Source organism: Mycetocola sp., from assembly GCF_025464835.1.
GTDB lineage: Bacteria > Actinomycetota > Actinomycetes > Actinomycetales > Microbacteriaceae > Mycetocola_A.
In genome coordinates, this window is record NZ_JAODMP010000029.1 from 1 (window position 1) to 12,468 (window position 12,468).

The 12,468-nt window shown below is 65.2% G+C and carries 12 protein-coding genes and 1 tRNA gene; 11 read left to right on the plus strand and 2 right to left on the minus strand.

Annotated features, from left to right (window positions below):
* The first annotated feature begins 5 nt into the window (after positions 1-5).
* Positions 6-77, plus strand: a tRNA-Val gene (locus JWP90_RS03840).
* A gap of 425 nt (positions 78-502) precedes the next feature.
* On the opposite strand, the gene JWP90_RS03845 is transcribed toward JWP90_RS03840, so the two are convergent.
* Complete coding sequence (locus JWP90_RS03845; RefSeq protein WP_297359888.1) at positions 503-1,678, minus strand: alcohol dehydrogenase catalytic domain-containing protein; 1,176 nt, start codon at positions 1,676-1,678, stop codon at positions 503-505.
* A gap of 179 nt (positions 1,679-1,857) precedes the next feature.
* Between JWP90_RS03845 and JWP90_RS03850 the strand changes: the two genes are divergently transcribed.
* Positions 1,858-3,033, plus strand: coding sequence for an AI-2E family transporter (locus JWP90_RS03850; RefSeq protein WP_297359891.1), 1,176 nt, complete (start codon positions 1,858-1,860; stop codon positions 3,031-3,033).
* On the opposite strand, the gene JWP90_RS03855 is transcribed toward JWP90_RS03850, so the two are convergent.
* A complete protein-coding gene (locus tag JWP90_RS03855) occupies positions 3,005-3,850 on the minus strand; it encodes an alpha/beta hydrolase (protein WP_297359894.1) in 846 nt (281 codons plus the stop codon). The two genes, JWP90_RS03850 and JWP90_RS03855, sit on opposite strands and share 29 nt — an antisense overlap.
* Positions 3,851-4,024: 174 nt before the next feature.
* On the opposite strand from JWP90_RS03855, the gene thrS reads away from it, so the two are divergent.
* The 9 genes from thrS to yajC all read left to right on the plus strand — a co-directional run bounded on the left by thrS (position 4,025) and on the right by yajC (position 12,419).
* A complete protein-coding gene (gene thrS, locus JWP90_RS03860) occupies positions 4,025-5,947 on the plus strand; it encodes a threonine--tRNA ligase (protein ID WP_297360080.1) in 1,923 nt (640 codons plus the stop codon).
* Positions 5,935-6,528 (plus strand): HIT domain-containing protein, encoded by a 594-nt coding sequence (locus JWP90_RS03865; RefSeq protein WP_297359897.1) that lies wholly within the window; start codon positions 5,935-5,937, stop codon positions 6,526-6,528. Before thrS ends, JWP90_RS03865 begins: the two co-directional genes overlap by 13 nt.
* Positions 6,529-6,584: 56 nt before the next feature.
* Positions 6,585-7,487, plus strand: coding sequence for a pyridoxal 5'-phosphate synthase lyase subunit PdxS (gene pdxS / locus JWP90_RS03870; RefSeq protein ID WP_297359900.1), 903 nt, complete (start codon positions 6,585-6,587; stop codon positions 7,485-7,487).
* Entirely contained in the window at positions 7,477-8,082 is a 606-nt protein-coding gene (pdxT, locus tag JWP90_RS03875; protein WP_297359903.1) for a pyridoxal 5'-phosphate synthase glutaminase subunit PdxT, read from the plus strand. Before pdxS ends, pdxT begins: the two co-directional genes overlap by 11 nt.
* 63 nt (positions 8,083-8,145) lie before the next feature.
* Positions 8,146-8,907: a YebC/PmpR family DNA-binding transcriptional regulator gene (locus tag JWP90_RS03880; protein WP_297359906.1), complete on the plus strand. Its 762-nt coding sequence runs from the start codon at positions 8,146-8,148 to the stop codon at positions 8,905-8,907.
* 3 nt (positions 8,908-8,910) lie between these two features.
* Positions 8,911-9,477 (plus strand): crossover junction endodeoxyribonuclease RuvC, encoded by a 567-nt coding sequence (ruvC, locus tag JWP90_RS03885; protein ID WP_297359909.1) that lies wholly within the window; start codon positions 8,911-8,913, stop codon positions 9,475-9,477.
* Positions 9,478-10,277: 800 nt separating this feature from the next.
* Positions 10,278-10,901 (plus strand): Holliday junction branch migration protein RuvA, encoded by a 624-nt coding sequence (ruvA, locus tag JWP90_RS03890; protein WP_297359912.1) that lies wholly within the window; start codon positions 10,278-10,280, stop codon positions 10,899-10,901.
* Complete coding sequence (ruvB, locus tag JWP90_RS03895) at positions 10,898-11,929, plus strand: Holliday junction branch migration DNA helicase RuvB (protein ID WP_297359914.1); 1,032 nt, start codon at positions 10,898-10,900, stop codon at positions 11,927-11,929. The genes ruvA and ruvB overlap by 4 nt, the downstream gene beginning before the upstream one ends.
* A 70-nt stretch (positions 11,930-11,999) precedes the next feature.
* Complete coding sequence (yajC, locus tag JWP90_RS03900) at positions 12,000-12,419, plus strand: preprotein translocase subunit YajC (protein WP_297359917.1); 420 nt, start codon at positions 12,000-12,002, stop codon at positions 12,417-12,419.
* The last annotated feature ends 49 nt before the right edge of the window (positions 12,420-12,468 follow it).

The window sequence follows — 12,468 nt, forward strand, 5'->3', positions numbered from 1 at the left end:
AGCATGAGCGATTGGCGCAGCGGTAGCGCGCTTCCCTGACACGGAAGAGGTCGCTGGTTCGATCCCAGTATCGCTCACAAGAAAAAACCCCCGGATTTCCGGGGGTTTTTTTGTTGTTCTCTGGCTCGGTGCCACATACCCGCAACCTCACCGGTCCCAGTAGACGCAGAAACAATCTCGCTGAACGCCCGGAACCTCAAGCGGGCTTCGCTGCAAGAAGTGTGGCGATCGAGCTGTTGCCGGCTCGGTCGGTCGAATAGAGCCGCACAGCCGGCCTGACGATGGCCTTCTCGGCCACGGGAACGCGCAGGGACGCCAGCGAGTGCTGCGACGTGAAGCTAGTCGGCCAGAAGGGCGCTGGGACGGCTCATAAGAACCCTCGCCCTGGCCGGTGGTGCAGAGGGGCAGCGAAGACGCTCTAGGGGACGGCCGGATCATCCGTTCGGACGAGAACACCCAGCATGCGGGATGTATGCGCCCGGAACGGATGACGACGCGAGGGTCACGGCTTCAGCACGACCTTGATGCAGCCGTTCTCCTTCTTTTGGAACATTTCGTACATTTGGGGCGCCTTCTCGAGAGGAACGCGGTGGGTGACGAGGTCCTCGACGCCGAGCGGGTCGGCCGGATCCTCGACGAGCGGCAGCAGTTCGCTCCGCCAACGCTGCACATTGCATTGCCCCATCCGGATGCTGACCTGCTTGTCGAACAGCGTCTTCATCGGCAGTGGATCGGCTTCGCCGACGTAGACGCCGCTCAGCGAGACGGTGCCGCCCCTGCGAACCGAGTCGAAGGAGTTGTACAACGCCGCCAGACGGTCGATGCCCGCCGTTTCCATGAGCTTCTTCGCGACACCGTCCGGCAGAAGCCCGACGGCACCCTGCGCAAACGCGGCGCCCGGGCTGCCGTGCGCTTCAAGACCGACCGCCTCGACGACCGAATCGGCTCCTCGCCCATCCGTGGCATCACGCAGCCGCTCGACAACGTCGTCGGTCAGGTCGAACGTCTCGATACCGTATCGTTCGGCCATCTCCCGTCGCTCCGGTACCGGTTCGACGGCGAGCACGCGGTGACCCAGATGCTTGCCGATCCGGCCGACGAACTGGCCGACCGGCCCGAGGCCCATCACCGTGAGGATGCCATCGGAAGGCAGATCGGCGTAGACCACCCCCTGCCACGCGGTCGGCAGGATGTCGCTGAGGAAGAGGTATCGGTCGTCCGGCAGGTCGTGACCGACCTTCGTGGCGTTGAAGTCGGCCAGCGGAACACGCAGCCGCTCAGCTTGCCCGCCCGGAACCGACCCGTACAGCTCCGTATAGCCGTAGAGCGCCGCGCCCGTCCCGGCGTCGGTGTTCTGAGTAGTCTCGCATTGGGTGTGGAGCCCACGCTGGCACATGTAACAGTCGCCGCAGGCAATGACGAAGGGGATCACTACCCGGTCGCCGGGGGAGAGCCGGGTGACCGCGGAGCCGACCTCTTCCACGACGCCCATCGTCTCGTGGCCGAGTATGTCGCCTTTGGTGAGGAACGGGCCGAAGAGCTCGTACAGGTGGAGGTCGGAACCGCAGATGGCGGTCGAGGTGACGCGGATGACGACATCCGTGGGTTTCTCGATCGTCGGGTCGGGGACTGTTTCGACGGAGAGGGAGCGTTTGCCTTGCCAGGTGAGTGCCTTCATGCCCCTTTACTACGCTCCCCGGGACCTTGAGTCGATACCTTGACCGTGCCCCGCGTGCCCATTACCGTGAGCCGACACGCCCACAGAGAGCGTCGGATGGGAGTGTCGGCGCCCTTCGCCATTCGAACGTGCCGCGCAACCCTACCCGTGCAGACGGCTGCACTAACTAGTCTGGGCAAATGAGCGCAGAGATCGAAGAACGACCCGAAGGCGAACGACCCTCCATCCGCAGACTCTGGACTGACCGGATCGGGCATCTCGGCACCCGCAGCATACAGATCCTCCTGATCATCACGCTGGCCTCCGTGGTCGTCTACGGGATGATCCAGTTGAAGCTCGTGGTCATCCCTGTGCTCATTGCCCTCATCGTCGCCGCAGCCGCAGCGCCGGTCATCCGGTGGCTCCGACGTTTCATGCCGAACCTGGTCGCGGCGTGGGTCGCCCTCCTCGCCGGAATCGCCTTCTTCGGCGGCGTCGTCACCCTCATCGTCTTCGCCGTCCGGGACCAGGGGGACGAACTCGCGACCAGGGCTGTCGAGGGTGTCGACCAGCTGATCGTCTGGCTGCAGGAGGGCCCCCTCCCGATCGACGACAAGCAGATCCAGGATGCCAGCGACGCGGTCATCGACTTTCTCACCAGCAGCCAGTTCGGCTCGGGAGCGCTCGCCGGAGTGTCTGCGGCAGCGAACATCCTCACCGGGCTGGTGCTCGCCGTCGTCATCCTGTTCTTCTTCCTGAAGGACGGCGACGCGATGTGGAACTTCTTCCTCAAGCCGTTCAGTGGGGAGCGGCTCGAACGGGGACGGAGGATCGGCAGGACCGCGGTGCGCGTGCTCGGCGGTTACGTCCGCGGCACAGCCCTCATCGCCTTCGTTGACGCCTTCTTCATCGGGCTCGGACTGTTCATCCTGCAGGTGCCGCTCGCGCTCCCGCTCTCGGTTATCGTCTTCCTCAGCAGTTTCATCCCGATCGTCGGAGCAACGCTCGCCAGTGTGCTGGCGGCCCTCGTCGCTCTCGTCGGTACCGAGAACGGGCCTGTCGTTGCCCTGATCGTTATCGCGATCGCGGTCGGAGTGAACCAGCTCGAGGGAAACTTCCTGCAGCCGATCGTCATGGGGCAATCGCTCAAGCTCCACCCGCTCGTCATCCTCGTGGCGCTCACCGCCGGCACGATCGTCGGCGGCATCACCGGCGCGGTACTCGCCGTCCCCATCGCGGCGGTCACCTGGGCAATCGTCAAGGTGTGGAACGGCCCGGAGTTGCCTGCTCACCCCCTGCGGACCAGGAGGGTGAGTCGCGCGGCAATCCCCGCTACGAAGGCCGAGGCTACCGCGACGGAGAGGTCGGCGCCGTAGCCTCAATCTCTGCGGCGAACTCGACCAGGATCTGCGCCACTTCGTGAGCCTTCTTATGCTGCACGACGTGTGCGGCACCGGGCACCTCGACCAGGCGGCCGTCGAGGGCGGTCCTGGTGAGGCGGGCCGACCAGCCCCGCGGGGCAATCGGGTCACGTTCACCGCGCAGCACAAGCACAGGAACGGATACAAGCGGCAGCCTCTCCTCAGTTCGGTAGCCGAGCATCACCGGCAGCTCGGTGAGATACCAGCGGATGCCGCTGCGCAGGTAGTCGGTCGCCACAATCCAGTTGGCCAGCGGCGTCTCGCGGAGCATGTCACGACCGAGACGCATTCCCTGCTGCCACGGCAGAGGCGCCCGCTCGTCGACAACGGGACCCGCAAGAACGATCGCCCTGATCAGGGTCGGATGCACGGCGGCGGTCTCGACAACGAACTGGGTCCCCATCGAATGCCCGACGAGGACTGCGTCCCCTAGCCCCTCTGAACGCACGAACTCGGCTAGGAGTCCGGCTCCGGCTTCAATGGTCAGCTGGCGATCCGGGCGAGGGGCCGAGCCGAAGCCGGGGAGGTCGACGGCGATGACGGAGCCATGGTGGCTGAGTTCGTCGGCCAGTCGCTCGAAGTACCGCGATGACATCCCGATGCCGTGAACCAGGACGAACGTTCCGTTGCCTGCCGCCGGCGCGGCATCCCAGCGCCGGACGATCATGGTCAGGTCGCCGAAAACGAATGAACTCCGGTCCTCCGCCTTCACCGGAGCGGTCATCCGGATGCCTGCTTCACGGATGCGGGAGAAATTCGCAGAGAGGGGCACGTCGCAGTTCCTTCTGATCGTCGGATGCTCCACTCTAGAGCGCCAGCCTGCGCCCCGACGGTACCTGCACGAGTGCCATGCCCGACGACGCTAAAGTTGGAGGGTCTTACTACAAGAGGAGCAAACCAGGTGTCTGACGGATTCGAAAGATTTACCGACCGTTCCGTTGTCGCGATGCGCGTCAACGGCGAGTTGAAGGATCTCGCGACCACGCTCACCGACACCGACGAGGTCGAGGCGGTCACGATCGACTCCGCCGACGGGCTCAGCATCCTGCGACACTCAGCAGCGCATGTGCTCGCGCAGGCGGTGCAGCGGGTCAACCCGGACGCACGACTCGGCATCGGCCCGCCCATCACCGACGGCTTCTACTACGACTTCCAGGTGGCTGAGTCATTCACGCCCGAGGACCTCAAGGCGCTCTCCAAGGAGATGGACCGGATCATCCGGCAGGGGCAGCGGTTCGTCCGCCGCGTGGTCTCCGAGGACGAAGCACGCGACGAGCTCGCCAACGAACCGTTCAAGCTGGAGCTGATCGGCTTGAAGGGCGGATCCGCAGACGGCGGCGACAACGAGAACGTCGAGGTCGGGGGAGCTGTGCTCACCATCTACGACAACGTCAACCCGAAGACGGGCGAGACCGAGTGGAAGGACCTCTGCCGCGGCCCGCACCTGCCGAACACCAGGATGATCGGCAACGGTTACGCGTTGACGCGTGTCGCGGCGGCATACTGGCGGGGGTCGGAGAAGAACCCTCAGCTCCAGCGGATCTACGGCACGGCATGGCCGACCAAGGATGAGCTGCGCGCTTACCAGTCGCGCCTCGAGGAGGCAGCGAAACGGGACCACCGCAAGCTCGGTGCAGAGCTCGACCTGTTCAGCTTCCCCGACGAGATCGGCTCGGGCCTCGCCGTGTTCCACCCCAAGGGTGGCATCATCCGTTCCGAGATCGAGAACTACCTGCGCGAACAGTTGATCGAGAACGACTACGAACTCGTCAACACGCCTCACATCACCAAGAGCAACCTCTTCGAGACGAGCCAGCACCTCAACTGGTACCGCGACGGCATGTTTCCGCCGATGCACATCGACGAGGAGAGGGATGCCGACGGCAACGTCACGAAATCGGGCCAGGACTACTTCCTCAAGCCCATGAACTGCCCGATGCACAACCTCATCTTCCGTGCACGCGGGCGAAGCTACCGCGAACTTCCGCTGCGGCTGGCCGAATTCGGCACCGTCTACCGCTACGAGAAGAGCGGAACGCTCTCCGGGCTGACGCGCGTCCGCGGCCTCACCCAGGACGACGCACACATTTACGTCACGCAGGACCAGATCAAGGACGAGGTCGGCCGCCAGCTGCAGTTCGTGCTTGAGACGCTCCGCGGCTACGGGCTCGACGACTTTTACCTGGAGCTCTCAACCAAGGACCCCGTGAAATTCGTCGGTGATGATGAGGTCTGGGAGAGCGCCACACAGACCCTTCGTGAAGTTGCCATCGACTCAGGCCTCGAGCTTGTCAACGATCCAGGCGGAGCAGCGTTCTACGGCCCGAAGATTTCGGTGCAGGCGCGCGATGCCATCGGCCGCACGTGGCAGCTGTCGACGGTGCAGCTCGACTTCAACCAGCCGGAGCTCTTCGAACTCGAGTACACAGCGGCAGACGGAACCCGCCAGCGCCCGGCGATGATCCACCGCGCGCTTCTTGGATCGGTCGAGCGTTTCTTCGCGATCCTGCTCGAACACTACGCCGGCGCGTTCCCGGTCTGGCTGTCGCCGATCCAGGCGATCGGTATCCCGGTCGCAGAGGAGTACGCCCCGTACCTCGACAACATCGCCGCCAGGCTGAAGAAGCACGGAGTCCGGGTCCAGGTCGACCACAGCGATGATCGGATGCCCAAGAAGATCCGCACCCACACCAAAGCGAAGATCCCCTTCCAGCTCATCGCCGGTGAGGACGATCGCGCCAACGGTGCGGTCAGCTTCCGGTTCCGCGACGGAACCCAGCTCAACGGCATCCCCGTCGACGAAGCGATCGAGCGGATCGTGTCGTCCATCACAACCCATGCGCAGGTGTCAACCGCATGGCTCGACTAGGACTCGACGACCACCAGGAACCGAACGAGCAGGCGGCACCCGTCGCGGACTCGGTCGAGGCGGCAGCGCACCTCGCCGGGGTTCCCGACGAGTTCCAGCGGTTGTGGACGCCGCACCGGCTGGTCTACATCCAGCACGGTCAGCAACCGGACAAGGACGAGTGCCCGTTCTGTCATGCCCCGCAAATGGACGACGAGGATAGCCTCATCGTCGCGCGCGGCAAGCACGCGTACGTACTGCTCAACCTGTTCCCGTACAACAGCGGCCACCTCCTCGTCTGCCCGTACCGCCACATCCCGACTTACGATCAGGCAACACCGGAAGAAGTGGCCGAGATCGGCGCTCTCACCCAGACCGCGATGACGGTCGTGCGGAAGGTGTCGAAGAACGACGGCTTCAACATCGGGATGAACCAGGGAATCGTCGCGGGAGCCGGCATCGCTGCGCATCTACACCAGCACATCGTGCCCCGGTGGGCACAGGACGCCAACTTCCTGCCGATCATCGCGAAAACGAAGGCGCTGCCGCAATTGCTCGGCGACGTGCGCGCCGCCATCGCCGACGCCTGGCCGACCTCCTGAACCTGTGCCGTCACACGACGGCACGCACCTCTCCAACGATCTAGGATGAAAACACTATGACGAACAGCACCAACACCGGCGAACAGGGTTCCAACCGCGTCAAGCGCGGTCTCGCAGAAATGCTGAAAGGCGGCGTCATCATGGACGTCGTCACAGCCGAGCAAGCGCGTATCGCCGAGGACGCCGGCGCTGTCGCCGTCATGGCCCTCGAGCGCGTCCCCGCCGACATCCGTTCCCAGGGTGGCGTCGCCCGCATGAGCGACCCGGACCTGATCGAGTCGATCATCGCCGAGGTCGCCATTCCGGTGATGGCCAAGGCGCGCATCGGCCACTTCGTCGAAGCGCAGGTCCTGCAGGCACTGAACGTCGACTACATCGACGAGTCCGAGGTGTTGAGCCCGGCCGACTACGTCAACCACATCGATAAGTGGAGCTTCAACGTTCCGTTCGTCTGCGGTGCGACCAACCTGGGTGAGGCACTCCGCCGCATCAACGAAGGCGCAGCGATGATTCGCTCGAAGGGCGAAGCCGGAACCGGCGACGTCTCCGAAGCGACGAAGCACATCCGCAAGATCAAGAGCGAGATCGCCCAGCTGAGCTCGATGTCGAAAGACGAGCTGTACGTCGCCGCGAAGGAACTGCAGGCGCCGTATGACCTGGTTGTGGAGATCGCCGAAACCGGCAAGCTTCCCGTCGTTCTCTTCACCGCCGGTGGTGTCGCCACTCCTGCCGACGCCGCGATGATGATGCAGCTCGGCGCCGACGGCGTCTTCGTCGGCTCCGGCATCTTCAAATCGGGCAACCCCGAAAAGCGCGCAGCAGCCGTCGTCAAGGCGACCACCTTCTACGATGACCCCAGCGTGATCGCGGAGGTGTCGCGGGGACTCGGCGAAGCCATGGTTGGCATCAACGTCTCCGACCTCGCCGCACCGCACCGCCTCGCCGAACGTGGCTGGTAGCAGCAAGCCTCACGTCGGGGTGCTCGCACTCCAGGGCGATTTCCGTGAGCACGCTCTCGTCCTGCGCGAGCTTGGCGCGGATGTCATCCACGTCCGTCGGCCGGAGGAACTAGCCGCCGTCGACGGGCTCGTGCTTCCAGGCGGCGAGTCGAGCGTCCAGGACAAGCTGTCCAGGACGTTCGGCCTCGCCGAACCCCTGAAACAGGCGATCGCCTCCGGCCTTCCGGTCTACGGCACGTGCGCAGGACTCATCCTGCTCGCCGATCGCATCCTCGACGGCATCACCGGGCAGCAGACCCTCGGTGGGCTGGATGTCTCGGTGCGCAGGAATGCGTTCGGATCACAGCTGGACTCCTTCGAGACGGACCTCGACGTGCCGGCGCTGGGGGATGAGCCGGTCCACGCCGTGTTCATCCGTGCGCCCGTGGTCGAGAAGGTCGGACCGCAGGCAACCCGGCTCGCTTCCCTCGACGACGGCCAGGTCGTCGCCGTGGAGCAGGGCAACCTGCTTGGCACGGCGTTTCATCCAGAGGTGACCGGCGACATCCGGTTCCACGCCTATTTCCTCGATAAGGTTCGGGCACACGCACACTGAACCCGGGAAACACGTACCGGGTGATTTAGACTGGGGCGGTTAGACATCCAGTAAGGGAGCACATTGTCCGGACACTCCAAGTGGGCGACGACGAAGCACAAGAAGGCGATCACTGACTCGCGCCGTGCCAAAGCGTTCGCAAAGCTCATCAAGAACATCGAGGTCGCCGCGAAGATGGGCGGCGCGGACCTGTCAGGCAACCCGACCCTCGTCGACGCCATCCAGAAGGCGAAGAAGACCTCCGTGCCGAACGACAACATCGACCGCGCCGTCAAGCGTGGAGCGGGTCTGTCGGGTGAAGCGGTCAACTACAGCACGATCATGTACGAGGGCTACGCCCAACACGGTGTCGCGCTCCTCATCGAGTGTCTGACCGACAACAAGAACCGCGCAGCCGCAGACGTGCGCACGATCATGAGCCGCAACGGCGGAACCATGGGTGACCCAGGAAGCGTCGCATACAACTTCGCTCGCAAGGGCATCATCGTCGTTCCCGCGGCAGGCACGACGGAGGACGACGTCCTCACCGCCGTCCTGGACGCCGGCGCCGAAGAAGTGGTCAACGAAGGGGAGACCTTCGAGGTGATCACCGAGCCGTCCGACCTCGTCGCCACGCGTACAGCGCTGCAGGATGCGGGGATCGACTACGACTCGGCCGACGCGGCCTTCGTGCCGAACCTCAAGGTCGAAGTGGATGCCGAGACCGCACGCAAGATCTTCAAGCTCATCGATGCGCTCGAAGACTCCGACGACGTGCAGAACATCTACAGCAACTACGACCTGTCACCAGAGGTCCAGGCCGAGCTCCAGACCCAGGACGACTAGGCGGTGACCCTCCGGGTGCTCGGTGTCGACCCCGGCCTCACTCGCTGTGGGATCGGGATCGTCGACGTCGAACCCAACCGGAAGGCACGGCTCGTTTCCTACTCGGTGGTCCGGAGCGACATCGACGCACCGATCGACCAGCGGCTCCTTGTCGTCGGGCGTGGCATCGACGAGGCGCTCGACGAATTCCTGCCGAACGCCGTCGCCGTCGAGCGGGTTTTCGCTCAACACAACCTCCGCACAGTGATGGGAACTGCCCAGGTGTCGGGCCTCGCGCTGCACGCCGCGGCGAAGCGCGACCTCCGGGTGGGGCTTCACACACCTTCCGAGGTGAAGGCAGCGATCACCGGATACGGGTCAGCCGACAAGAAGCAGGTCGCGACGATGGTCGCCAGGGTACTCGGCCTCGCAGAACCGCCCCAGCCCGCCGACGCTGCAGACGCACTGGCCATCGCCCTCTGTCACGCCTGGCGCGGGGGAGTCGTGCCGGCTGGAGGAGCGTCCACGACGCTCACCCCGGCGCAACAGGCCTGGGCGAAAGCCGAGAAAGCGGCCCGCGGCGGCAGGTAGTTGTGCGGACGTCGGCGCGGCATGCGTTAGCTGTGAAGTAGGCGGGCGGTCGTTGTGAGGACGCGCGGCAACAGGCCGTCGTGACGACGCACGGCAACAGGGTGTCGTGACGACGCACGGCAACAGGCCGTCGAGACGACGCACGGCAACAGGTCGCTGTGACGACGGGCGGCAACAGGTCGTTGTGAGGCGGCGGATGGTAGTTGTCAGGACGGCGGGTGGCGACATCGTGTACCGGCGCCCATGGGCGCCGGACCACACCCTCGGCACACGATGCCGTCGCCCGCCGCTCTGCGCCCGCACGCACCCCTGAGCCCGGCGTCCGACGGATGAACCAACGCCTGGCCCCGGCGGCGCGTTCATCCGCCCCGGATGTCGAAAAACGCGGCGCGATCCCGGCGTCTCCGACGGATGAACCAACGCCACGGTCCGCGGGATGCTTCATCCGCCCCGAATGCCGGAGAATCCGGCGCGATCCCGTCGTATGCGCCGGATGAACAAACGGCACAGTCCCGGGCGCCGTTGAGCGTTGGGGACGAGTGGCGCTCGTTGCATTGCCACAAACGGCCGTACCGCTCCCTGCGTCGCCACAAACGGCGTGAAACCGCCTCGCAAATACGACCATTGTTGGCAACGCAACTCAACCACATCGACCGCGGCCGCGGCCGCGACCGCGACATCGACGGGGCACAGCGGTATTCGCCACTCGCCGTCCCCCTGCCCCACGGGCGCCGCCGGAAGTAGGCCAAGGGCAGCGTGGCGATCCCTGCTCTGTCGGATGCCCGACGTAGGCTGGCACAGTGATCTCAAGCGTACGTGGAACAGTGCTTTCAGCCGTCGGCGGGAACGTCGTCCTCGAGGTCGGGGGAATCGGCTACGCCGTCCAGGTGACCCCCGAGCACGCTCTCGCCCTCCGCGTCGGCGACCAGGCATTTGTCCACACCTCCTTCATCGTCCGAGAGGACTCGCTGAGCCTGTTCGGCTTCGAGACCCGCGAACAACTGGCCGTGTTCGAACTGCTCACCGGGGTTACCGGGGTCGGCCCGAAATCGGCTCTCGGCGTGCTCTCCGTGCTCGGCCCCGGGCAGATCGCAACCGCGGTCGCCGCAGAAGACGACGGAGCCTTCCGCAAGGTGTCGGGTATCGGTCCCAAGACAGCGAAACTCATCGTCGTCTCCCTCGCAGGCAAGCTCATCGCCCACGTCGAACCAGCCGCGCGAACCGCGGTCACCCCAACCGGCGACCAGGTTGTCGTCGCTCTCGTCGGGCTCGGCTGGACCGAGAAGATCGCCGCGGACGCTGTCGCCACCGTGATCTCCTCGACCCCGGATGCCGCCGCGTTCCCCGTGCAGACGCTCCTGCGCCTCGCCCTCGCCCAGCTGGGCCCGGCCCAGCACAGCACAGCATCCTCGGCCCGCGCATGAGCGACCTCGACCTTGACCTCACCGATCCGGCACCGCAGTCGGACGCCGAGCTGGTGTTCGAGGGCGCCCTGCGCCCTCAGAGTCTCGGTGAATTCGTCGGTCAGACCAAGGTTCGCGGTCAGCTCGAACTTCTGCTGCGGGCGGCGGCTCTTCAGGGCCGCACAGCCGACCACATCCTGCTGGCCGGCCCCCCGGGCCTCGGCAAGACGACCCTCGCCATGATCGTCGCGCATGAGAGCCAGAAACCGCTGCGGATGTCGAGCGGCCCGGCGATCCAGCACGCCGGCGACCTCGCGGCTGTGCTCTCCAGCCTCGTCCCCGGCGAGGTCCTCTTCATCGATGAAATCCACCGGATGGCGCGATCCGCCGAGGAGATGCTCTACCTGGCGATGGAGGACTTCCGGATCGACATCATGGTCGGCAAGGGCCAGGGAGCCACCTCAGTGCCACTCGATCTGGCACCATTCACTCTCGTCGGCGCGACCACGCGCTCGGGGCTGCTTCCGAACCCGCTCCGTGACCGCTTCGGCTTCACCGCCCACCTCGAGTTCTACGACGCCCCCGAACTGGAGCAGGTGCTGCAACGCGCGGCGCGGATGCTCAACTTCCCGATCGACGACAACGCCCTCGCTGAGATCGCCGGCCGATGCCGCGGCACTCCACGCATCGCGAACCGGCTGCTGCGCCGGGTACGCGACTATGTCCTCGTCCACGGCGCAGACGCCGACAAGGCCTCCGTCCGTGCAGCACTTCACCTGTACGACGTCGATGAGCTTGGGCTTGACCGCCTCGACCGCGCGGTGATGGAAATCATGCTGACCAGGTTCGGGGGAGGCCCCGTTGGGCTCAACACCCTCGCCGTCTCCGTCGGTGAGGAAGCGGAAACCGTGGAGAGCGTCGTCGAACCGTTCCTCGTCCGGATCGGGCTCATCACCCGCACCCCCCGCGGCCGGATGGCGACACCGGAGGCGTTCGCCCACTTCGGGGTTGCCCGCGCTCAGGGTTCTCTACTGCCCGATGTTCTATAATCCTTAATTGGCCTATCGGCCCATCCCCTAACCTTGCGGTGTTCTCATCGCGGAAGGCATCACAGAACCCATGATTCTTGACCCGCTCAGCATCGGCATGCTTGCCATTCTCGCCGTCCTCATCTTCTTCATGTTCCGGAACGGACAGAAGCGCAAGAAGGACCTCGAAGAGAAGCAGACGAAGATCGTCCCAGGCGCAGAAGTGATGACCAACTTCGGTGTCTTCGGCACCATTCTCAGCGTCAACGACGAAAAGGTCCAGGTCGAGACCAGCCCGGGCAACGTGCTCACCGTCCACAAGCAGACCATCGTCCGTTTCCTCGATGAGGAGCGGACCACCGAGCCTGCCGACGACGTCACCGAGGTCGCCCCGGAGCAGGTAAACGAAGACCATGCAGCCTACCCGGCAGCGCCTGAGTTCGGCGAGATCGCTGAGCCCACGGACACCAAGCCGGCTTCCGATTCACGTGAGAAGAACACCGACCAGTAGTCTGCTCGAGGGGCGAGGCGCGCTGTCGGCGCCCGCCCCGGAATCTGCA